At 69.5% G+C, this 23,000-nt stretch carries 18 protein-coding genes; 5 read left to right on the top strand and 13 right to left on the bottom strand.

What is annotated here, in order from left to right; all coding sequences use genetic code 11:
- Nucleotides 1-174: 174 nt before the first annotated feature.
- From urtB to CJ010_RS04255, 9 genes are all read right to left on the bottom strand, one after another.
- The gene (urtB, locus tag CJ010_RS04295) at nt 175-1,794 is read right to left on the bottom strand and encodes an urea ABC transporter permease subunit UrtB (protein ID WP_240794495.1); all 1,620 of its coding nucleotides are present in this window, start codon (nt 1,792-1,794) and stop codon (nt 175-177) included.
- 287 nt (nt 1,795-2,081) lie between these two features.
- Nucleotides 2,082-3,338 (bottom strand): urea ABC transporter substrate-binding protein, encoded by a 1,257-nt coding sequence (gene urtA / locus CJ010_RS04290; protein WP_141016895.1) that lies wholly within the window; start codon nt 3,336-3,338, stop codon nt 2,082-2,084.
- Nucleotides 3,339-3,479: 141 nt separating this feature from the next.
- Nucleotides 3,480-4,424 (bottom strand): phosphatidate cytidylyltransferase, encoded by a 945-nt coding sequence (locus CJ010_RS04285; protein WP_141016894.1) that lies wholly within the window; start codon nt 4,422-4,424, stop codon nt 3,480-3,482.
- A 5-nt stretch (nt 4,425-4,429) separates the two neighbouring features.
- Nucleotides 4,430-5,053, bottom strand: a complete 624-nt coding sequence (locus CJ010_RS04280; protein WP_141016893.1) for a lysophospholipid acyltransferase family protein — start codon at nt 5,051-5,053, stop codon at nt 4,430-4,432.
- 43 nt (nt 5,054-5,096) lie between these two features.
- On the bottom strand, nt 5,097-5,528 hold the full coding sequence (locus CJ010_RS04275; protein WP_141016892.1) for a hypothetical protein: 432 nt from the start codon (nt 5,526-5,528) through the stop codon (nt 5,097-5,099).
- Entirely contained in the window at nt 5,521-6,891 is a 1,371-nt protein-coding gene (locus tag CJ010_RS04270) for a phosphatase PAP2/dual specificity phosphatase family protein (protein WP_240794494.1), read from the bottom strand. Before CJ010_RS04270 ends, CJ010_RS04275 begins: the two co-directional genes overlap by 8 nt.
- Before the next feature lie 58 nt (nt 6,892-6,949).
- Nucleotides 6,950-8,710 (bottom strand): bifunctional alpha/beta hydrolase/class I SAM-dependent methyltransferase, encoded by a 1,761-nt coding sequence (locus tag CJ010_RS04265; RefSeq protein WP_141016891.1) that lies wholly within the window; start codon nt 8,708-8,710, stop codon nt 6,950-6,952.
- A 10-nt stretch (nt 8,711-8,720) separates the two neighbouring features.
- On the bottom strand, nt 8,721-9,332 hold the full coding sequence (locus CJ010_RS04260; protein WP_141016890.1) for a CDP-alcohol phosphatidyltransferase family protein: 612 nt from the start codon (nt 9,330-9,332) through the stop codon (nt 8,721-8,723).
- 84 nt (nt 9,333-9,416) lie between these two features.
- Nucleotides 9,417-9,890 carry an Lrp/AsnC family transcriptional regulator gene (locus CJ010_RS04255; RefSeq protein ID WP_141016889.1) on the bottom strand — a complete coding sequence of 158 codons (474 nt, stop codon included), beginning with the start codon at nt 9,888-9,890 and terminating at the stop codon, nt 9,417-9,419.
- Between the two features lie 130 nt (nt 9,891-10,020).
- On the opposite strand from CJ010_RS04255, the gene aceE reads away from it, so the two are divergent.
- Genes aceE through CJ010_RS04235 form a run of 4 tightly spaced genes read left to right on the top strand, consistent with a single transcriptional unit; the run spans nt 10,021 to nt 16,098 of the window.
- Complete coding sequence (aceE, locus tag CJ010_RS04250; protein ID WP_141016888.1) at nt 10,021-12,696, top strand: pyruvate dehydrogenase (acetyl-transferring), homodimeric type; 2,676 nt, start codon at nt 10,021-10,023, stop codon at nt 12,694-12,696.
- A 10-nt stretch (nt 12,697-12,706) separates the two neighbouring features.
- Nucleotides 12,707-13,993 (top strand): 2-oxo acid dehydrogenase subunit E2, encoded by a 1,287-nt coding sequence (locus CJ010_RS04245; protein ID WP_141016887.1) that lies wholly within the window; start codon nt 12,707-12,709, stop codon nt 13,991-13,993.
- Between the two features lie 49 nt (nt 13,994-14,042).
- On the top strand, nt 14,043-15,488 hold the full coding sequence (dbpA, locus tag CJ010_RS04240; protein WP_371415686.1) for an ATP-dependent RNA helicase DbpA: 1,446 nt from the start codon (nt 14,043-14,045) through the stop codon (nt 15,486-15,488).
- 34 nt (nt 15,489-15,522) lie between these two features.
- A complete protein-coding gene (locus tag CJ010_RS04235; RefSeq protein ID WP_141016886.1) occupies nt 15,523-16,098 on the top strand; it encodes a hypothetical protein in 576 nt (191 codons plus the stop codon).
- 36 nt (nt 16,099-16,134) lie between these two features.
- Here CJ010_RS04235 and CJ010_RS04230 read toward each other — a convergent pair whose 3' ends face one another.
- A complete protein-coding gene (locus CJ010_RS04230; RefSeq protein WP_205754893.1) occupies nt 16,135-16,668 on the bottom strand; it encodes a M48 family metallopeptidase in 534 nt (177 codons plus the stop codon).
- Nucleotides 16,669-16,680: 12 nt separating this feature from the next.
- The gene (locus tag CJ010_RS04225; RefSeq protein ID WP_305764624.1) at nt 16,681-18,606 is read right to left on the bottom strand and encodes an ABC transporter ATP-binding protein; all 1,926 of its coding nucleotides are present in this window, start codon (nt 18,604-18,606) and stop codon (nt 16,681-16,683) included.
- Between the two features lie 168 nt (nt 18,607-18,774).
- Between CJ010_RS04225 and gorA the strand changes: the two genes are divergently transcribed.
- Nucleotides 18,775-20,112 carry a glutathione-disulfide reductase gene (gene gorA / locus CJ010_RS04220; RefSeq protein WP_141016885.1) on the top strand — a complete coding sequence of 446 codons (1,338 nt, stop codon included), beginning with the start codon at nt 18,775-18,777 and terminating at the stop codon, nt 20,110-20,112.
- An 8-nt stretch (nt 20,113-20,120) separates the two neighbouring features.
- Here gorA and CJ010_RS04215 read toward each other — a convergent pair whose 3' ends face one another.
- Both CJ010_RS04215 and CJ010_RS04210 read right to left on the bottom strand, forming a co-directional pair.
- A complete protein-coding gene (locus CJ010_RS04215) occupies nt 20,121-21,800 on the bottom strand; it encodes a GDYXXLXY domain-containing protein (RefSeq protein WP_141016884.1) in 1,680 nt (559 codons plus the stop codon).
- Nucleotides 21,797-22,759 carry a DUF2157 domain-containing protein gene (locus CJ010_RS04210; protein WP_141016883.1) on the bottom strand — a complete coding sequence of 321 codons (963 nt, stop codon included), beginning with the start codon at nt 22,757-22,759 and terminating at the stop codon, nt 21,797-21,799. The genes CJ010_RS04215 and CJ010_RS04210 overlap by 4 nt, the downstream gene beginning before the upstream one ends.
- Nucleotides 22,760-23,000 lie beyond the last annotated feature (241 nt).

Genomic DNA, 23,000 nt, shown 5'->3' with positions numbered 1-23,000 from the left:
CTCCTTTTGCTTGAGTGCTTTGTTCAAACCGTCGGTGCTGTGTTGCTCTCGGCTTGCGATACGCGCCGGCCGGGGTGTTCGCTCCGCGAGCTGCGGAACTCGCCCTTCGGGCTCGGACAGTCCTCGCCCGCTGTGCGAACACCCCGACCGTCGCTTGGCGGTGGGGCGCTCTGTCTAGCTGTCGGCGAAGCGCCCCTTCAGGGCGAAGATCCCCTGCGGCCGCTTCTGGATGAAGACGATGATGAACACCAGCACCAGGATCTTGGCGATCACCGCGCCGGCCCAGCCTTCGAGGAACTTGGCGACGATGCCCAGCCCGAGCGCCGCCCACACCGCACCGGCCAACTGACCGACGCCGCCGAGCACCACCACCATGAAGGCATCGACGATGTAACCCTGGCCCATCGCCGGGCCAACGTTGGCGATCTGCGACAGCGCCAGCCCGCCCAGCCCGGCGACGCCGGAACCGATGGCGAAGGCGAGCGTGTCGACCCGCGCCGTCGGCACCCCGACGCAGCCGGCCATCGGGCGGTTCTGGGTGACGGCGCGCACGAACATGCCGAGCCGGGTCTTCTGCATCATCAGCCAGATCAGCACCAGCACGAACACGGCGAAACCGATGATGACGATGCGGTTCCAGGGCAGCACCACGCCGGCGGCCAGTTCCATGCCGCCCGACATCCAGCCCGGGTTGGCGAGTTCGAGGTTCTGCGGGCCGAACACCACGCGCGCGGCCTGGATCAGCACCAGCGACAGGCCCCAGGTGGCGAGCAGCGATTCCAACGGGCGGCCGTAGAGGTGGCGCAGCACCAGCCGCTCCATCGCCACGCCGACCAGCGCGGCGGCGAAGAAGGCGACCGGGATGGCGGCGACCACGTACCAGTCGAGGTAGGCCGGCAGGTAGCTGCGGAACAGGCCCTGCACCAGGAAGGTGGCGTAGGCGCCGACCATCAGCAGCTCGCCGTGGGCCATGTTGATGATGCCCATCACGCCGTAGGTGATCGCGAGGCCGAGCGCGGCCAGCAACAGGATGGAACCGAGCGACAGGCCGGAGAACACCGTGCCCACCGCCTGCGCGGTAGCGATACGGCGGTCGATCGCCTTGATCGAGGCTTCGGCCGCGGCGCGCACCTCGGCGTCGGGCTCGACCCAGCTGGCGTCCTTGCCCTCGCCGCGCTTTTCCAGCAGCGCGGCGAGCATGTTCTTGACCGCCGGATCGGAGGATGCGCCGAGCGCCTCGGCGGCCTTCAGGCGTTTGGCGGCGTCGGCGGAGCCGAGGTTGACGCGGGCGACGGCGCGGCTGAGGACGCCGCGCACGGCTTCATCCTTTTCCCCGGCGAGCGTGCGTTCGAACAACGGCAGCAGCGATTCGGAGGTGTTCTCGGTCAAGGTGTTTGCCGCCGCCAGACGCTCGGCGGCGTCCGCCGACGCCAGCGCCAGCGCGGCATGCGCGGTGGCGAGCGCGCGGCGGATGCGGTTGTTCACCGTGATGGTCTCGACCTCGTCGGCGGCGACCTGCAGGGTTTCGCCGCTGGCGGCGTCCTTGACCGCGTCGCCGTCGATGACGACCACCTTGTCGGCGGCGACGCCGACATTGCCGGCCTCCACCGCATCGAGCAGCGCGCGCGCCTCGGCGCTGCCATCCACACCCAGCGCCTCGATGGCGGCGACGCGGCTGTTGAAGTCGCCGGCGAAGCCGGCCACCAAGCCGGGATCGAGCGCGGCGCGGGCCGGCAAGGCAAGGCAGGCGAGCGAGGCGAAGAGCAGCGCGAGCCGCAGCAGCAATCGGTTCATGGCAGGCTCCATCGGATCATTCGCCCACGGGGGCGAATCGGGAATTCGGGGTTGAAGCAAAGGCTCAGCCGTCCGGAGCTCGTCCCTCCCCTTTCAAGGGGGGTGGAGCAGGGGTTTCGGCGAGCGAAGCTCGACGCCTGCGTAGCGGCGAGACGCAGCCGAGACTACTGGTTAGGGGGATGGGGTTGGGTTCAGCGCCGCGGCAACCCCATCCCCACCCCAACCCTCCCCTTGAAGGGGAGGGGGCAAAGACATCCCGGCGCAGCCGCGCCGGGACAAACCAACCCTCAAAGCCCCTGCTTGCCCTCGTTACCCGGGATGAACGGGCTCCACGGCTGGGCGCGGATCGGCTCCTTGGTCTTCCACACCACGTCGAACTGGCCGTCGGCGCGCACTTCGCCGATGAACACCGGCTTGTGCAGGTGGTGGTTGGTCTTGTCCATGGTCAGGGTGAAGCCGGACGGCGCCTTGAAGGTCTGGCCGCCGAGCGCGGCGATGACCTTGTCGGTGTCGGTGGACTTGGCCTTCTCGACCGCCTGCTTCCACATGTAGATGCCGACGTAGGTGGCTTCCATCGGGTCGTTGGTGACCACGGTGTCGGCGTTGGGCACGCCGTTCTTCTTCGCCCAGTCCTTGTACTTCTTGATGAAGGCGGTGTTTTCCGGGTTCTTCACCGTCATGAAGTAGTTCCAGGCGGCGAGGTGGCCGACCAGCGGCTTGGTATCGACGCCGCGCAGTTCCTCTTCGCCCACCGAGAACGCCACCACCGGCACGTCGGTCGCCTTCAGGCCGGCGTTGCCGAGTTCCTTGTAGAACGGCACGTTCGAGTCGCCGTTGATCGTGGAGATCACCGCCGTCTTCTTGCCTTCGGAGGCGAACTTCTTGATGTTGGCGATGATGGTCTGGTAGTCCGAATGGCCGAAGGGGGTGTAGTCCTCCATGATGTCCGCATCGGCCACGCCCTTGCTCTTGAGGAAGGCGCGCAGGATCTTGTTGGTGGTGCGCGGATACACGTAGTCGGTGCCCAGCAGCACGAAGCGCTTGGCGCTGCCGCCTTCGGCGCTCATCAGGTATTCCACCGCCGGAATGGCCTGCTGGTTGGGCGCGGCGCCGGTGTAGAACACGTTCTTCTCGAGCTCTTCGCCTTCGTACTGCACCGGATAGAACAACAGGCCGTTGAGTTCCTTGAACACCGGGTTCACCGACTTGCGGCTCACCGAGGTCCAGCAGCCGAACACCGCGGCGACCTTGTCCTGCGCCACCAGCTGGCGGGCCTTCTCGGCGAACAGCGGCCAGTTCGAGGCAGGGTCGACTACCACCGGCTCCAGCTTCTTGCCCATCACGCCGCCCTTGGCGTTGATCTCTTCGATGGTCATCAGCGCGACGTTCTTCAGGGCAGTCTCGGAGATCGCCATCGTGCCGGACAGCGAATGCAGGATGCCGACCTTGATGGTGTCGGCGGCGTGCGCGCCGAGCGGCGCGCCGATCGCGGCGATGGAGGCGGAAAGCGCGAGGGCCTTGATGAAGCTGCGACGAGTCTGCATGTGGGTCTCCCAGGTAATCGGTAGTCAAAGCGCAGTGCTGCGCTGCAACGCCAGATTAGGGAGTCGGGCCCTACGCAGGAATACGCAAGATGGCGTAGGGATGCGCAGATCGCGGCTGCAACGGACGCCCCATTCCCGTGTTCAGGGCACCCACCAGAAGCGGACGATATGGAAGAAGATCGGCGCCGAGAAGCTGATCGAATCGACCCGGTCCAGCATCCCGCCGTGGCCCTCGATCAGGCTGCCCCAGTCCTTCACGCCGCGGTCGCGCTTGATCGCCGACAGCACGTAGCCGCCGAAGAAGCCGAGCATGCTGATGACCAGCGCGATCGCCGCCGCCTGCAGCGGCGAGAACGGCGTGATCCACCACATCGCCGCACCCACGGCGGTGGAACTCGCCACCCCGCCGACCAGGCCCTCCACCGTCTTCGATGGCGAGATCGCCGACGGCAGCTTGTGGCGGCCGCACAGCTTGCCCCACACGTACTGGAAGACGTCGCTCGACTGGACGACAAGGATGAGGAACACGATCAGCAGCGCGTTGCGGCCAGCGAAACCGGGAATCTCCAGCGTCAGCAGCGCCGGCACGTGCGACAGGCAGTACACGCAGATCATCAGCCCCCACTGGACCTTCGCCGCCCGCTCCAGGAAGCGGGTGGTATCGCTACCGAGCGAGGCCGAAATCGGCAATAGCAGGAAGGCGTACACCGGGATCAGAATGGAGAACAGCCCGTACCAGCCGATCGCGATCAGGTAGTACTGCAAGGGCAGGAAGAAGAAAAAGCTCCACAGCAGGGCGCGATGATCGCCGCGGCGGGTGTGGGTGAGCGACACGAACTCGCGCAGGCACTGGAAGGAGATGAAGCCGAACAGCAGGATCACCCCGAGCGGCCCCACCCAGATCGCCGCGCCGATCAGGCCGATCATCACCCACCAGGTCTTGAGGCGGGCGTTGAGGTTGTCTATCACCGCATGTGGCCCGGCCGGGGCGAAGCGGAACTTCAGCACCGCGCCGATCAGGCTGGCGACCGCGAGCACGGCAAACACACCGCCGAAGACGGCGAACAGGGTATCGGACAAGCTCATCGGTATCAGTCCGCAGGCGGCGCCAGTGCGGCCAGCGCCGCCTGCGCACGGTGAAGGAAATCGTTCTTGGCCTCGTCGCCATCCAGGCGCAACGCGGCGCCGAAGCTGAGCGAGCACAGCAGCGGCACCGGGATCAGGCTGCCCTTGGGCATCACCCGGCCGAGGTTCTCGATCCACACCGGCACGAACTCGACCGCCGGATTGGCGCGCGCCAGGTGGTAGATGCCGCTCTTGAACGGCAGCAGGCCCTCGCCGAGGTTGCGGGTGCCTTCCGGGAACACGATCAACGACTCGCCGGCGGCCAGCGCCGCGCTCATCTGCGCCACCGGGTCGGCCTGGCGGGCGCCGGCGGTACGGTCGATCAGCACGCCGCGGAACACCCGCTCGGCGATGTAGCGGCGCAGCCTGCCGGTCAGCCAGTAGTCGGCGCCGGCCACCGGCCGGGTGGCGTGGCGCAGCGCCGGCGGCAACGACGCCCAGATCAGCAGGAAGTCGCCATGGCTGCGATGATTGGCGAAATAGACGCGCTGGCGCGCCTCCGGCGCGTTGTCGCGCCAGGTGGCGCGCACGCCGGTCACGAGTTTGGCGAAACCGCACAAGGCGGCGCCCGTCAGTCTTTCCAGCCCCATGTCTGCGGCCTGCTCCGGTTGGATGCGATGAAGATATTCGGCGTCAGCGAATATACATCGCCGCCGCCAGCGCGCATGCCGTCTGCAACACGGTGAAGACCGCCTGCCAGTGCAGCAGGCGCTGGGCGCCGCGGCAGCGCGACTCCAGCGGCCGGCCGGCGGCGGGCCGGCCGAGCGCGCGGTCGAAGGCCGCCATCGTCGCCGCCGGCAGCTCACCATCCGCCCCGGCCCACAGCGCAGCCCAGCGCCGGAACACCGCTTCGTCCAGCCGCACCCGCAGCGCGAAATATTTGGCGATCAGCGCGACGCCGAGGCTCGCCCATAGCAATGGCGCGCTGCCGCGCTCGAACAGCAAGGCAGCAAGCGCGACGAGCGCGAGGCCGCTCGCCCACAAGTCCAGCGGGCGACCGAGTCCGAGCAGGTCGGCGCACCAGCCGGCGCGCTCGGCCGCTTCATTGCGCCGCTCTTCAGCCATCGGGGCGCCCCCGCGCCAGGTCGGCGCAGGCGGCAAGCGCCGCGCTGTGCGCCGGCCCCAGCACCACGTCGGGACGCGCACGCCGCACGATCGCGACCGCCTCCGTCACATCCGCCGCCCGCCCGCTGACCAGCAACCACGCGGCCACCGCACTCGCGCTGCGCGAATAGCCGAGCGCGCAGCACACCAGCACGCTGCCATGGGTGCGCAGCGCCTCGATGCGGCGGCCGGCGTCGACCAGTCCGGCCGGCTCCGGCGCCACCAGGTCCAGCCACGGCAGGCCGTCGTAATGCCAGCGGCCGCGCGGCGCCGGCAGTTCGGGCGCGAGGTCGAACAATGCGGCGAAGCTGCCGCGGCGCATGTCGGCGGCACGCGGCATGCGGCCGAGCCAGACGCCATCGACGACGGCATCGGCCTGCGGATGGCGCCGCGTCCACCAGCGCGAGTTCAACCACGCACCAGCGATATAAGGTGCGCACAGCAGCACCGTCGCCACCCGGTGACGGCCGCCCTCCTTCTGGAAGCCGCGTCCGCCGGGGCCGACGTAGCACAGCGCCACCAGCACGAACGCCGCCGCAGGCCACAGCAGCCACAGCGCGCCGCCGCCGGCGGCGAAAGCCATGGCCGCCAGCAGCGCGGCCGCGGCGAGGTAGATGAAGGCGAGGCGCAAGCGCGCTGCGCCGACAGCCCCGCGCCAGCCGGCGAGCGGCGACGGCCCGCGGTCCGGCCAGGCCCACACGCACAACAGGCCGACCAGCGCCCCGGTGGGCACATCGATGAAATGGTGCTGGTAGGTGGTCAGTACCGACACCCCGATCGCCAGCGCCCACAGATGCACCAGCCAGCGCCACTCGCGGCCGGCGCCGAGCGCGAAGCGCAGCCACACGATCACCAGCAGGCTGATGTGCAGCGACGGCGCCTGGTTGTAGGGCTGGTCGAAACCGGCGAGCGCATCGAACATCAGCCCCGGCAGGCCATCGCTGTCCGGGCGGGTGAAGGCGAAGCGCAGCGGAAAGAGCAGGAAGCAGGCGACCGACACGCATTGCGCGGTAAGCAGGCGTAGCGCGTGGCGATCGACCACCAGGCGGTCGCGGCAATACAGGAAGGACAGGCCGTAGAACAGGTCGATCGACCAGTAGGGCACGATGGTCCACGGCACGAAAGGGATCGCCCGCTCCCACTCGAAGAACAGCGCGTCGGTAACGCCGCGCGCCGCCGCGGCGGAGTTGGCGTAGCCGTAGCTGAGGAAGAAGAAGGGGCCGAGCAGCAGCAGCCAGCCGATGCTGCGCAGCCACAGGATGCGGCCGCCCTCGCCCGCCGCCAGCGCGGCGGCCCCGGCGCCAGCAATGGGAGGTCGGCTCACCGGACAGCCCGCCTGAGGCTGCGTGCCATCCTCACCGGGCCGGAACACGCGGGCGCACTCATGCGGCGCGGCGGCGGGCGAGCGACACGGTGAAGATGCCCCATTCGTCGACCAGCTGCTCGAGCTTGTCGAAGCCGGCAGCCTCCACCAGCTGGTCCATCTCGGCCTGCGAACGCCGCCGCATCACCCAGGCGGCGCCGCCGCGATGGCTGGTGAGCGCGCGCGCGATCATCTCCAGCTGCGGATGCCAGGGCTGCCCGGTATAGACCAGGTAGCCGCCGGGTTCGACCGCGTCGGCCATGCCGGCGAGCGAACGCCGCACCATGTCGTTGTCGGGGAAGAGCTCGTACAGCCCGGAGACGATGCCCAGCGTCGGCCGCGGCGCGGCGGTGGCGACGGCGTCGCGGTCGAAGGCGTCGGCCTTCTCGAAACGGGCGATGTCCTCCAGCCCCTTGCTGCGGATCAGCGCGGCACCGTCGCGCACGTTGATGTCGCTGAAGTCGCGCAGCAGGATGGACTCGGGGCGCTGCGGCGCCCGCGCCAGGCCTTCCAGCACGTAGCGGCCGTGGCCGGCGGCGATGTCGAGCACGCGCAGCGGCCGCCCCTGTCCGTGCAGGAAGCCGAGCGCCTTCTGCAGCAGGGCCTCGACATGCAGCTTGCGCTGGCGGATGCCGCGCCAGCCGATGGCGTCGAGGTACTGGCGGTCGACCATGCGGCCGAGCGGCGCGAGCGGGCCGATGCCGGTGGCGGTGTCGCGATAGACGTAGTCGAGCGTGCTGCCGGAGTCGAAGCCGGTGTCGTGGCCGAGCTTCACGCCGGCCGACAGCCGGCCGCCCAGGCGCAGGCCGGCGCGGTAGGCAGACCAGTACAGCGCGCGGAAGGCCGACGGCGGCGCCGCCAGCGCCTGCGCCTCGTCGTAGGTCGCACCGCGACGGTCGGCGTCGAGCAGGCTGACTCGCTGCGGCGCATCCGCGAACTGGCGGAGGATGAAGTCGCGCGCCTTGTCGGTCGCCAGCTTGCGGTCGAGCTCGCCGAAGGTGTCGTGGTAGAAGCCGGGCAGTACGTGGCGCTCCTTCACCGCCGAGCCGAGGCGTTCGAAGAAGGCGTGCTGCGGGCCGTGGTGCACCACCCAGTCGGCGCCGGAGATCAATAGCTGCGTCGGCAGGGTGATCGCCTGGGCGTCGGCGACCACGCGGTCGGCGGCCTCGTAGAGCGCGAGCAGGATGTTCACCGAGATCGCGCGCGCGATCAGCGGATCGCTGTCGTAGGAGGCCTGCCGCGCCGGATCGTGGGTCAGGAATTTGGCCTTGACGTAGCTGTTCACGAAGAAGTTGCCGCGCAGCCGCCGCATCGCCGCCAGTCCACTGCGCGCGAACGGCACGTAGAGCTTGACCTTGAAGGCAGGCGAGGCCAGCACCAGGCAGCGCACCCGCGGCGCGTAATCGTGCGCCCAGGTGCTGACCAGCACCGCGCCCACGCTCTGCGCAAGTACCGCCATGTCCTCGTGGGCGATGCCCCAGGTATCGCGGATGTGATCGATGAAGCACTGCACGTCGCGCACCGAACTGCCGAAGCTCGGCGAATCGCCGCGCGCGCCGGGTGACAGGCCGTGGCCGCGCGCGTCCCAGGCGAAGAAATCGAATTCCGGCAGGTCGAGCTCGTCGGCCAGATGAGCCATGCGGCCGGAATGCTCGTGGCCGCGGTGGAACATCACCACCGCACCACGCCGCGGCGCGGTGGCCGGCCAGTGGCGGTAGAACAGGTCGACGCCGTCGTGGGTGGTGAAATGGTGCTCCTGCACCGGGCGGGATGTGCTCATGAGTACCCTTTCAGAGGGAGGAAGACGACTGGCGCACGCCGCTGCGCACGCGATTGACGATGTTGAACGCGATCGCCGCGGCGGCGGTCGGCATCAGCCACGCGGCCCATGGCGGCAGGCTGCCGGCGAGCCCCAGCCACAGGCCGAGCGCACCGAACACGAAGGCGCGGTCGCTCTTGCCCATTGGCCCGTCGTAGCAGCGCGGCGCGCCGACCATCGGGCCGAGCGCACCGGCCATTTCCGATACCACCGACAACAGGATCACCAGCCCCACGCTGAGCCAGCCGAAAGGCGCGACCAGCGCGAAGGGCAGGAACAGCGCGGCGTCCGACACCACGTCGGTGAGTTCGTTGAGATAGGCACCGAGCGCCGACTTGTGGCCGAACTCGCGCGCCAGCATGCCGTCGATGGCGTTGAGCGCCATGCGCAGGAACATCCACAGCGGCAGCAGCAGGAACAGGGCCGGACGCGGGAAGAGGAACAGCAGTGCGCCGAGCGCCAGCGACACCGCGGCGGCGGACAACGTGACCTGGTTGGCGGTGACCCCGGCGCCGGCAAGCCTGCCGACCAGCGGCCTCAGCAGCGCCTGGAAGCGCGACTTCAACAAGTAGATGGAGGACATCGGATTCGGCGGAAGGGCGACCGGGCGAATACTACATATTTATACAGCATAAAAGAAGCCCCCGCCTTCCCGGTGCCCCCCGTGCTAGTCGATCGGCAGCGCCGTCTTGTACTTCACCTGCTTGAGCGTCACCGACGACTGGATGGCGGCGACGCCCGGCAGCAGCGCGAGCCGTTCGACGATGAAGCGCTGAAGCTGTTTGAGGTCGGGCACGAGCACCCGTAACAGGTAGTCCGACTCGCCCGTCATCAGGTAGCACTCCATTACCTCGGGATAGGACAGCACCGCTTCCTCGAAGGTCTTGAGCGTCTGGCCGACCTGCCTTTCCAGCTTGACCTGGATGAACACCGAGACGTTGAGGCCGAGCGCCTCCGGTTCGACCAGGGTTGCGTAACCGCGGATCACCTTGGTCGCCTCCAGATCGCGCAGCCGCCGCAGGCAGGGTGCCGGCGACAGGTGGACACGCTCGGCCAGCGCAACGTTGGAAATGCGCGCGTTTTCCTGCAGGCAGGTGAGGATGCGCAGATCAGTGGCGTCGAGCGACGGGGTTTTCTCCATATTGCTCATATCCTTGTATTTTTTATCGAATATTGCTCAATCTAGCCATTTGGCAGTGTAGATGGCAATTTATTTATTCGACCGCTACCTACAATGAACAGCGCCCTCCAACCCCAAAGGCGGCTGCGCGATGAACGACAGAACCCCACACGATCCCGACCGGGACGAAACCCTGGACTGGCTGGAAAGCCTGGAAGAAGTACTCGCCCGCGCCGGTACGGCACGCGCCGAATTCCTGGTGGAGCGGCTGATCGAGGCCGGCCGCGTCGCCGGCGGCCGCTTCCATACCCGCCACACCACGCCCTACCGCAACACCATTCCGGTCGAGGCGCAGCCGGTCTATCCCGGCGATCTCGACCTCGAAACCCGCATCACCGCAATCCACCGCTGGAACGCACTGGCGATGGTGATGCGCGCCAACCAGGCGCATCCGGAACTGGGCGGCCACATCGCCACCTATGCCTCGATCGCCGACCTGTTCGAGGTCGGCTTCAACCACTTCTTCCGCGCCCCTTCGGCCGACCATCCCGGCGACCTGGTGTACTTCCAGCCGCACGCCGCGCCCGGCGTCTATGCGCGCGCCTACATCGAAGGCCGGCTGAGCGAAGACCAGCTCGAGCACTTCCGCCGCGAGGTCTCCGGCGGCATCGGCCGCGGCCTGTCGTCCTATCCGCACCCGACACTGATGCCCGGTTTCTGGCAGTTCCCCACCGGTTCCATGGGCCTGGGCCTGCTCACCGCCATCTACCAGGCCCGCTTCCAGCGCTACCTGCAGCACCGCGAGCTGATGCCGGCGAACGACCGCAAGGTCTGGGTCTATGTCGGCGACGGCGAGATGGACGAGCCGGAATCGCTCGCCGGCATTTCGCTCGCCGCGCGCGAACAGCTCGACAACCTGATCCTGGTGGTGAACTGCAACCTGCAGCGGCTCGACGGCCCGGTGCGGGGCAACGGCAACATCGTGCAGGAGCTGGAAACGCTGTTCGCCGGCGCCGGCTGGAACGTCGTCAAATGCCTGTGGGGCAGCAACTGGGACGTGCTGTTCGCGCGCGACAGCGGCGGCTGGATCCTCCGCCGCATGGCCGAGGCGGTGGATGGCGAATTCCAGAAGCTGTCGGCCACCGACGGCCACTACAACCGCGAGCACTTCTTCTCGCGCTACCCGGAACTGGCGGCGCTGGTCGCCAACATGTCGGACAAGGACATCGACGCCCTCACCCGCGGCGGCCACGACCCGATCAAGATCCACGCCGCCTACGCCGCCGCGGTGGCGCAGCGCGGCCAGCCGACGGTGATCCTGGCTCAGACCACCAAGGGCTACGGCATGGGCGGCTCCGGCCAGGGCGCCAACACCGCGCACCAGGCGAAGAAGCTGGCGCACGACGACCTGCGCCACTTCCGCGAACGCTTCGGCCTGCCGCTGTCCGACGACGACCTCGACAAGGCCCGCTTCTTCCACCCCGGCGAAGACAGCCGCGAAGTGCGCTACCTGAAGGAACGCCGCGCCGCGCTCGGCGGCTTCCTGCCGCAGCGGCGCGAGCAGGCGACGCCGATCGCGGTCGCCACGCCCGGCCTCTACACCGCCTTCCATGCCGATTCCGGCGAGCGCGCGATCTCGACCACCATGGCCTTCGTACGCCTGCTCACCAAGCTGATGCGCGACAGCGCGCTCGGCCCCCGGGTGGTGCCCATCGTCGCCGACGAGGCGCGTACCTTCGGCATGCAGGACATGTTCCGCCAGTTCGGCATCTACTCGCCCTGGGGCCAGCGCTACACCCCGCAGGACGCCGAACAGCTCGCCTTCTACCGCGAGGACGTGCGCGGCCAGATCCTGGAAGAAGGCATCTCGGAGGCCGGCTCGATGGGCTCCTGGCTGGCCGCCGGCACCGCCTGGTCGCACAGCGACCAGCCCATGCTGCCCTGCTACATCTTCTATTCGATGTTCGGCTTCCAGCGCGTCGCCGACCTGATCTGGAACGGCGCCGACTGCCAGGCGCGCGGCTTCCTGCTCGGCGCCACCGCCGGCCGCACCACGCTGTCGGGCGAAGGCCTGCAGCACGAGGACGGCCAGAGCCAGCTCTACGCCGCCACCGTGCCGACCTGCCGCGCCTACGACCCGGCCTATGGATACGAAGTCGCGGTCATCGTCGAGGACGGCGTGCGGCGGATGATGGCCGAGGGCGAGAACGGCTTCTACTACCTCACCCTGTACAACGAGAACTACCCGCAGCCGGCGCTGCCGCCCGGCGCCGAGGAAGGCATCCGCCGTGGCCTCTACCGCCTGCGCGCGGCCACGCTCGGCGACGACAGGCCGCGGGTGCAGCTGATCGGCAGCGGCAGCATCCTGCGCCTGGTGCTCGCCGCCGCGGAACGGCTGGAAGCGGAATTCGGCGTCGGCGCCGAGGTCTGGAGCGCCACCAGCTTCGGCGAGCTGCGCAAGGACGGCATCGCCTGCGACCGCTGGAATCTGCTGCATCCGGACGCCGAACCGCGCCGGCCCTGGGTCGCCGCCCAGCTCGGCGGCAGTCGCGGCCCCATCGTCGCTACCACCGACTTCATCCGCGCCTACCCCGACCTGATCCGCAACTGGGTGCCGCGGCGCTACACCGTGCTCGGCACCGACGGCTTCGGCCGCTCCGACACTCGCGTCGCGCTGCGCAACTTTTTCGAGATCGACGACCGCTACATCATGCTGGCGGCGCTGAAGAGCCTCGCCGACGACGGCGATATCGGCCGCGACGTCGTCGCCGCCGCGCTCGCCGCCTTTGCCATCGACACGGGCAAGCCCAGCCCGCTCGGTTTCTGAGGAGCCGGCCATGACCACCCTGATCGAGGTCACCGTGCCGGACATCGGCGACTACAGCGACGTGCCGGTGATCGACCTGCTGGTGCGCGTCGGCGACGCCATCCGCGCCGAGGATGCCATCGTCACGCTGGAGTCCGACAAGGCGACGATGGACGTGCCCAGCCCGTTAGCCGGCATCGTGCGCGAGATCGCCATCGCCCCCGGCGACCGCGTCAGCCGCGGAACGCTGCTGCTGCGTGTCGAGGACGCCGCGGCGAATGTTGTACCGACGGCACAGGCCGGACCGACCGCACTGCCACCTGCGCCAGCCGAGACCGGCAATCACCTCGCTGCGCCAAGCCCGGCGCCCACCCTGCCGGCCAACCGGCCACCTCCCGCCGGCGCGGTCCGCGCCCACGCCTCACCCTCGGTCCGCCGGCTGGCGCGCGAGCTCGGCGTCGATCTCGCCCGCGTGGCGCCGGCCGACGCCAAGGGCCGGATCAGCAAGGACGACGTGATCGCCCATGTGAAGATGGCGATGCTGGCCGGTGCCGGCACGCCCGCACCCGCTACGGCGGCGGCCCCCTTCGACCTGCTGCCGTGGCCGAATGTGGATTACGCCCGCTTCGGCCCGGTCGAACGCCGGCCGCGGACCCGCATCCAGAAGCTGTCGGCGGCCAACCTGCACCGCAACTGGGTGCTCATGCCGCACGTCACCAATTTCGACGAAGCCGACATCACCGACCTCGAAGCCTTCCGCCAGCAACTCAACGCCGAAGCCGGCAAGGAGGCAGCCAGGCTCACCCTGCTGCCCTTCCTGATCAAGGCCGCGGTGCACAGCCTGCAGCGCTACCCGGCCTTCAACGCCTCGCTCGACGGCGACGAGATCGTCGAGAAGCGCTACTGGCACATCGGCTTCGCCGCGGACACGCCCAACGGACTGGTGGTACCGGTGATCCGCGACGCCGACCGCAAGCCGCTGCGCGAGATCGCCGCCGAATGCGCCGAACTCGCCGCGCTCGCCCGCGACGGCAAGCTGCGGCCGGAGCAGATGCAGGGCGGCTGTTTCACCGTCTCCAGCCTGGGCGGCATCGGCGGCACCGGCTTCACGCCCATCATCAACGCGCCCGAAGTCGCAATCCTCGGCGTCACCCGCAGCGCGATCAAGCCGGTGTGGAACGGCCGCGAATTCCTGCCGCGGCGCATGCTGCCGCTATGCCTGTCGTGGGATCACCGCGCGGTGGACGGCGCCGCGGCGGCCCGCTTCCTGGTGCATCTGGCCGCCTTGCTGGCCGACTTCCGCCGGGTCGTACTCTAGTCGCCGCAGGGGGGCGGCCCCGACCTCGGGCCGCCCCGTATAATCCGGCATGCACACGAACCGCCCCACGCCAGACATGCCGCCCGCCGCGGCCGCCCCTTCCGACGCGGCCGCCGCCGCGCGGGCCTTTACCGAACTCCAGCTCGCTCCCGAGGTAATCGCCAACCTCGCCCGCCTCGGCTATCACACCATGACGCCCATCCAGGCCGCGGCGCTGCCGCTGGCGCTGGGCGGCCACGACCTCATCGCCCAAGCCAAGACCGGCAGCGGCAAGACCGCCACCTTCGGCCTGCCGCTGCTGGGCAAGCTCAACCCGCGCAGCCTGCGGATGCAGGCCATGGTGCTGTGCCCGACGCGCGAACTCGCCGACCAGGTCGCCAAGGAGCTGCGCCGCCTTGCCCGCGCCGAGGAGAACATCAAGATACTCACGCTGTGCGGCGGCACGCCCATCCGCCCGCAGCTCGACAGCCTGGCGCACGGCGCCCACATCGTCGTCGGCACGCCGGGCCGGCTGCTCGATCACCTCGACCGCGGCAGCCTGAAGCTCGAAGCGCTCAACACCCTGGTGCTGGACGAGGCCGACCGCATGCTGGACATGGGCTTCTTCGACGACATCGTCGCGGTCGCCCAGGCCTGCCCGCCCCATCGCCAGACCCTGCTGTTCTCTGCCACCTACCCCGAGGGCATCGCCAGCCTGGCGGCCCGCTTCCTGCGTCAACCGCGGGAGGTGAAGCTGGAGGAGCAACACGGTGCCGACAAGATCCGGCAGCGCTTCTACGAAGTCGCGCACCCACAGCGGCTGGAGGCAGTGGTCCGCCTTCTCCGCCACTACCGCCCGGTGAGTACGCTTGCCTTCTGCAATACCCGGCAACAATGCCGTGACCTGGTCGAAGTGCTGCATGCCCACGGCATCCATGCGCTCGCCCTGCACGGCGAACTCGAACAGCGCGAACGCGACCAGGTCCTGGTGCAGTTCGCCAACCGCAGTTGCTCGGTGCTGGTCGCCACCGACGTCGCTGCGCGCGGGCTGGACATCGCCGGCCTGGAGGCAGTGATCAATGTCGATGTCACGCCGGATCCGGAGGTGCACGTCCACCGCATCGGCCGTACCGGCCGTGCCGACGAGGCCGGCTGGGCCCTGAGCCTGGCCAGCAGCGCCGACCGCCGCCGTGTCGACGCGATCGCCCAGGCGCAACGCTTCGAACCTGAATGGCATACACTCGACGCCCTTCCGGGCGACAACGAAGAAGCGCTGCTGCCGCCGATGGCCACGCTGCAGATCCTCGGCGGCCGCAAGGACAAGATCCGCCCCGGCGACGTGCTCGGCGCGCTGACCGGCGAAGCCGGCTTGAGCCGCGAGCAGGTCGGGAAGATCCATGTCACCGACTCTTACACCTATGTCGCGGTGACACGGACTATCGTGAATGAGGCGCTGCACAGGCTCGCAAACGGCAGGATCAAGGGGAAACGGCTCAAGGTCCGGCCACTGGAATAGGCGGGCTGCAGGTCGTCAAATCAAGGAGAAAAAAATGGCAGGTACAAGAACATTGCAGGGCGGCTTGCTCGCGGCGCTCGTCATCGGCGTCTTCGCCACTGCGCCCGCCTTCGCCGACAAGCCCGACTGGGCCGGCGGTGGCCAGGGAGGCGGCGGCAAGCACGAACAGCGCGGCGACAAGGGCCGCGGCCAGGATCGCGACGACCGTCGCGACAATTCCCGTGACGACCGCCGCGGCGACGACCGTGGCACCCACTACGAGCGCGACGACCGTCGCAGCCCCTCGGTGTCGGTGGATCTGCGCTTCCACGATCGCCAGCGCACCGTCATCCGCGACTACTACCATCGCGAATTCTCCGGCGGCCGCTGTCCGCCCGGGCTCGCCAAGAAGGGCAACGGCTGCATGCCGCCGGGCCAGGCCAAGAAGTGGAGCCGTGGCCGCGTGCTGCCTCGCGACGTGGTCTATTACGACCTGCCGCCGGCGCTGGTGGTCGAGATCGGCATCCCGCCGGCCGGCTACAAGTATGTCCGCGTCGCCGGCGACATCCTGATGATCGCCATCGGCACCAGCATGGTGGTGGACGCGATCGAAGACCTCAGCCGCATGTAAGGCGGCCCGGCGGCGCCGACGCCCGGCGCCGCCGTCTCAAGCTTCGCGCGCCGCAGCGGCCGCGGACCACAACGCGGCACCGCCCGCCTCCAGGTGGCACAGATACACCCGCAGGTCGAACTCGTACTGGTGGTAGTTCGGCTCCATGTGGGCGCAGAGCTGGTAGAAGGCCTTGTCATGCTCACGCTCCTTGAGGTGGGCGAGCTCGTGCACCACGATCATCCGCAGGAACTCCGGCGGCGTGTCGCGGAACAGGCTGGCGATGCGGATCTCGCGCTTGGCCTTGAGCTTGCTGCCCTGCACCCGCGAGATCGTCGTATGCGTGCCGAGCGCGTGGCGCACCACATGCAGCTTGTTGTCGTAGTTCACCCGCGACAGCGGCTCTGCCTTGCGCATGAAACCGGCCTTCAGTTCCGCAACATAGTCGTACAGCGCCGCATCGGTGCGCACCGCGTGGCCTGCCGGATAGCGCCCGGCCAGCAGCGCCGCGAGCCGGCCGTCCTCCATCAACTGGCGCACCTGGGCCACCAGCGGCGCCGGGTAGGCGGAAAGGTATTTCATCGTGCTCATCGCGCTGCTGCCTCAGACCGGCTCGGCCAGCTTGCTACCGTCCGCTGCCGGCACCCGCCCGGCGGTCGGTCCCTCGTCGTCCGGCTCATCCGTTTCCTCACCCAGGAAGCCGCCGCTCTGGTGCGCCCACAGCCGCGCGTACAGGCCACCGCGCGCCAGCAGGCTGCGATGATCGCCCTCCTCCACGATGCGGCCGCGGTCGAGCACGATCAGCCTGTCCATCGCGGCGATGGTCGACAGGCGGTGGGCGATCGCGACTACCGTTTTGCCCTCCATCAGCCGGTAGAGGCTGGCCTGGATCGCCGCCTCCACCTCGGAATCGAGCGCGCTGGTGGCCTCGTCCAGCAGCAGGATGGGCGCGTCCTTGAGCATCACCCGCGCGATCGCGATGCGCTGGCGCTGACCGCCGGAGAGCTTGACGCCGCGTTCGCCGACGTGGGCGTCGTAACCCCGGCGGCCGTGCGGATCGCTCAGGGTCTGGACGAATTCGTGCGCCTCGGCGCGCCTGGCCGCGGCAATCATGTCGGCATCGGTCGCGTCCGGCCGGCCGTAGAGGATGTTGTCGCGCACCGAGCGGTGCAGCAGCGAGGTATCCTGCGTCACCATGCCGATCTGGGCGCGCAGGCTGTCCTGGGTGACATGGGCGATGTCCTGGCCGTCGATCAGGATGCGGCCCTGCTCGACGTCGTAGAAGCGCAGCAGCAGGTTCACGATGGTGGACTTGCCCGCGCCCGAACGGCCGACCACGCCGATCTTCTCGCCCGGCCGGATCACCAGGTCGAGGTCCTCGATCACCTTGCGCGCCTGCGGCCCGGTGGCGCCGTAGGCGAAGCCGAGCTGCTCGAAGCGGATCTCGCCGCGCTCGACCCGCAGCGGCCGGGCATCCGGCCTGTCCACCACCAGATGCGGCCGCGCCAGCGTGTTGATGCCGTCCTGCACCGTACCGACATGCTCGAACAGCGAGGCCAGCTCCCACATCACCCAGTGCGACATTCCGTTCAGGCGCAAGGCCATCGCGGTGGCCGCCGCCACCGCGCCGACACCGACCTGTCCCTGGGTCCACAGCCACAGCGCCACGCCGGCGGTACTGAGGATGAGCCCCATGCTGAGGCTGTGATTGACCACCTCGATGCCGCTCACCAAGCGCATCTGACCGTGCACCGTGGTCATGAACTCCTTCATCGCCGCGCGCGCGTAGCCCGCTTCGCGGCCGGCGTGGGAGAACAGCTTCACCGTGGCGATGTTGGTGTAGGCGTCGGTGATGCGCCCGGTCATCAGCGAGCGCGCATCGGCCTGGGCGCGCGACACCCGCGACAGCCGCGGCACGAACCAGCGCAGCGAGGCCAGGTAGCAGGCCAGCCAGCCGAGGAAGGGCAGCAGCATCCAGGCGTCGAAACCACCGACCACCGCCGCCAGGGTGATGAAGTAGATGATGACGAAGACCAGGATGTCGGTCAGGATCAAGCAGGTGTCGCGCACCGCCAGCGCGGTCTGCATCACCTTGGCCGCGACCCGGCCGGCGAACTCGTCCTGGTAGAAGGCCATGCTCTGGCCCAGCATCAGGCGATGGAAATTCCAGCGCAGCCGCATCGGAAAATTGCCGGCCAGGGTCTGGTGCTTGAGCATGGTCTGCAGCGCCACCAGCACGATGCTGCCGACGATGACGGAGCCCAGCAGCATCAGCGTGCCGCCCTCGTCTGCCCACAGATGTGCCGGCTCCACCCTGGCCAGCCAATCGACGATGCGGCCGAGCATGGCGAACAGCAGCGCCTCGAAGGCGCCGATGGTGGCGGTGAGCAGGGTCATGCCGAGGATGAAGGGGCGCAGGCCTTCCGTCCCCGCCCACAGGAAGGCGAAGAAGCGGCGCGGCGGCGTGGCCGGCGGCGCTTCGGGATAGGGATCGACCAGGTTTTCGAACAGGCGGAACAGACGGGACACGGGCTTCTCCAGGGCGGCCGCAGCACGAAGCGGCCGGGTGGTCGACAAGCTGTATACCAGAAGATGCCCGACGGCCTCATCGCGCGGACCGGGATCCATGCGCGCGACTGGATGTCCGGCACGTCCTCGCGCTAAGCTCGACATGACACACAGGAGCAGGGAGCCACCATGATGCGATACGACTACCTGGTGATAGGCGGCGGCAGCGGCGGAGTCGCCACGGCGAGGCGAGCCGCCGAGTACGGCGCCAAGGTGCTGCTGATCGAAAGCGGCCGCCTCGGCGGCACCTGCGTCAACGTCGGCTGCGTGCCGAAGAAGCTGATGTGGTACGCCGGCGGCATGGCCCATGCGCTCGCCGACGCGGCCTCGTACGGATTCCATGTCGATGACCACCGCTTCGACTGGGCCGCCCTGAAGGCTGCACGCGACGCCTATGTCGGCCGGCTCAACGGTATCTACGCCGACATGCTGGACAAGGCCGGCGTGCGTCTGCTGCGCGGCCATGCCCGTTTCGTCGATGCCGGTACGGTCGAGGTCGACGGCCACCGCCACCACGCCCGCCACATCGTCATCGCCACCGGCGGCAAACCGCAGCTGCCCGACCTGCCCGGCGCCGAACTCGGCATCAGCTCCGACGGTTTCTTCGCCCTCGACCACCTGCCACGCCGGGTGGCGGTGGTGGGTAGCGGCTACATCGCGGTGGAACTGGCCGGCGTGCTCGCCGCGCTCGGCAGCGAGGTCACCATGCTGGTGCGCGGCGACACCCTGCTGCGCCCCTTCGATCCCATGCTGCGCGAGGAGCTGATGACGCAGATGAGCGATGCCGGCATCCGCATCCTGACCGGTACCCGGCCTCATGCCCTGCGCCGCGGCGCCGACGGCGCGCTGCGGGCCGACTGCGGCGAGCGCACGGTGGAGGCCGACACCCTGATCTGGGCGATAGGCCGCCACGCCAACACCGACGGGCTGGACCTGATCGCCGCCGGCCTCGCCCCCGACGACGACGGCAACATCGCCACCGATGCCTGGCAGAACACCGCCGTGCCCGGCATCTACGCCATCGGCGACGTCACCGGCCGCGCCGAACTCACCCCGGTGGCAATCGCCGCGGGCCGCAAGCTCGCCGCCCGCCTCTTCCTCGACCAGAGCGAGGCTCGGCTGGACTACGACACCATCCCGACCGTGGTCTTCAGCCATCCGCCCATCGGCACCGTCGGCCTCACCGAGGGCGAAGCGCACCAGCAGTACAGCGACGTGAAGATCTATACCAGCCGCTTCACCGGCCTGTACCACGCGCTGACCGCCGCCAAACCGCGTACCGCGATGAAGCTGGTGTGCGCCGGTCCAGAACAGCGCGTGGTCGGTTGCCACATCATCGGCGAAGGCGCCGACGAGATGCTGCAGGGCTTCGCGGTGGCGATCCGCATGGGCGCAACCAAGGCCGACTTCGACAACACCGTCGCCATCCACCCCACCAGCGCGGAAGAGCTGGTGACGATGCGCTAGGCCCCAGCCTACAGTGGCGCCAGATCCTCGCCACGCAGTCCCACCAGCAGCGCCTTGCCGTCCGCATCCACCCGGAACTCGCCGAAGCGTGCCTGCGCCCAGCGCCCGCCTTCGCCCTCGGGGAAATAAAAGGCGTCGGTCACCAGCACCCAGCGGCCGCCGCGCGATACCAGGCGGATCAGCAACTCGTCGGCCTGCAGCGCGCTGCCATCGTCGGGCCGGCGCGCGGTGACCACGCCGCGCGCATCCACGCGCAGCACCAACCGCGGGTTATCGAGCGCGAAGGGATCTGGATCCTCGCCAGGCCGTTCGCCCCAGCCGAGGAAATTGAGCGCCATGTAGTCGCCCTGCATCAGCGAGCGCGGATCGACCGGCGCCAGCGGCACGAACACCGGCCGGCCGTGGGCGATCAGCCGCTCCTTCTGCACGATCGCGCCGACCGCGACCAGCACCACCGCCACCGTACCGAGCGCGATCGCCCAGCCCGCTCCACGGCTGCCGCGCGCCACCACCGCGCCGGCCGACGCCGTAGCGTCCACACCATTCGCGGTAGCGTCACCACTTGCCGCAGCGGCCGTAGCCGTCGCCGTGCGCGCCCCCCACGCTGCCAGCGCGCCGAGCACCGCGCCAGCGCCGGCCAGCACCCCGGCCTTGATCGCCAGCGGCCAGGCGAGCTGGTAGTAGAAGGCGCCGACGATCCAGGCCGCGGCCACCAGCGCCGCCAGTGCCAGCACGCGACGGCCGCTCACGACGCAGATCGCGGCGGCGAGCAGCACCGCCCCGAGTGCCGGCATGAAGGCGGCGAGCACCGCCAGCGCAACGGCCACGCCGCCACACCATGGCTGACGCAACTGCGGCCAGCAGCGCGCCAGCCACAAGCCCGCGCCAACCGCCAGCAAGGCCGACAGCATCGCCCAGGCTCCGGGAAGATAGGCGCCGGCGCGGCCCGGCCCATCGCGGAGCGCATCCGCCAGCTCTAACGCCGCGCCCACCCCCATGTTGGCGCCGAGCAGGAAGGTGGTGCCCGACCACAATGCGAACGCCGCCAGCACGGCCACCAGCCAGCCGCCACCGATGGCCTCGATCGCTGCGGCCACGCCTGGCCGTCCATCGGCCAGCGCACGCCGCTGCCACCCGAGCAAGGCAATCCAGCCCCCAAGCTGCACATGGAGCACCACGCCCGGTGGCAGGAAGAGGCCGAGACCGCCGTAGGCCAGATCGGTGACGATCAACCAGGCCAGCACCGCGGCGGCCGCCCCGAGCAAGCCGCGCAGCCAGGCCTGCGGCACCGCCGCGGCGACGCCGAGCGCGAGCACCGCCATCACCGTCGCCGCCACCGTCTCGGAGCCGCTGTCCAGCAAACCCATCGCGATCAGCCCCGCGCCGGCAAGCAGGCCGGGCATCGCCAGTTGCTCGACGAACAGCGAAAGCCCGGTACTGCGCAACACCATCACCGCGCCGGCGAGCAGCAGCGCGCCGACGACGATGGCGCCGATGCCGCTGTCGACCAGATCGGTCGCCAGCGCCACGAAGCCGAGCAGCGGAATCGCCGCCAGCCAGGCCCCCAGCCCGGTGAGCAATACCACCGGCCAGGGCCGGCCGCCGTCGGCGGTGGCCTGCTCGCCGGCCGGGATCAGGCCAGCGGCGGCCGCGGCATCGATCAGTTGCTGCAATCGTGCCCGGCTCATGCCTGCTCTCCCTGGGCGTGACGGCGGATCAGCGCCAGGATCGCGGCCACCGTGGCCGCGAGCAGCAGCGCGGCGGCGATGCCGAGCACCAGCAGGCCGCCGACCTCGCCGCCACCATCCAGCAGCAGCCGCGCCAGGCCGCACACCAGCAGCAGGTTGAGGCCGAGTCCAGCGGCGCTGACGCAATACACATCGAAGGCCCGCGGCGTGGCGAACAGCGCCGCCGCAGCGCCAAGTGCGATCAGCCCCAGCAGGTAGAGCAGCGGCGCGTCGTCGAACAGCCCGACCAGCGCGCCGGCGGTGATCGCCGCGGTGGCGAGCGTCACCGTCAGCCGCGCCGACCACGGACCGGCCCCGCTCCAGCGCCGCAGCGGCGCGCTCAACGCCGCGGCAAGCGCCAGCCACAGCAGCCAGGACAGCAGATGCACGCCAACCGCGCCGCCGCGCCACCAACTGTGGCCGTTGTAGGCGTACAGCCACAGCGACAACGCGCTGCCGGCGACCAAGGCCCAAGGCGCCCACAGCACGTCGCTGCGCACGCCCAGCGCAAGCGGCAGGCCAAGCACCGCCCACAGCGCGAACAGCTGCCAGGGGTCGGCGCCGGTCTGGTAGGTCTGGCCGAAATAGGCGAACACCCCGCCGGTGACGAGGAAGGCGAGCAGCGCGAGCGGCGCGCGCAGGCGCGGACGCAGCGCCGCGCCCAGCCCCATCGCCACCACCGCGCCGATCAACAGGCCGAAGCGCCCGAAGCGGCCGAACACCGCCCAATTCGCCGCCACCCACAGGATCAGGCCGAAGCCGCCCAGGGCCGCGGCCAGCACCGCCACGCCGCGCACCGCGAGCGGGCGCAGCGCCGCCGGCTCGCGCCCGAACCCGGCGAGATCGAGCAGCCGCGCGCTGGCGCCGGCATCGAGGCGGTGGCGGGCGGCGAGTTCATAGAGGCTGAGACGCAGGTTCAAACGATTCTCCCGGTGGGCTGCGTGAAGGCGGTGAATGGATGGCGGGCAAAACGGTGGGGGGTTCCCCTGCATCATGGGCGACGTCGCGGGGAAATACAGCCCCGGATCATATGCGCTTAACATTCACACACCAACCGGAACCCGACTGGCGAAGACGCTCAGCCGGTCATGGGAGCGCTTTGGCCAGTGTGGAGAGGGGCGTTGAGCGCCGTCGCACTGCTACCCCATCCCTCCAACCCGG

It is taken from the genome of Azoarcus sp. DD4 (assembly GCF_006496635.1).
Classification (GTDB): Bacteria; Pseudomonadota; Gammaproteobacteria; order Burkholderiales; family Rhodocyclaceae; genus Azoarcus.
This window is presented reverse-complemented; position numbering and strand designations above follow the sequence as displayed.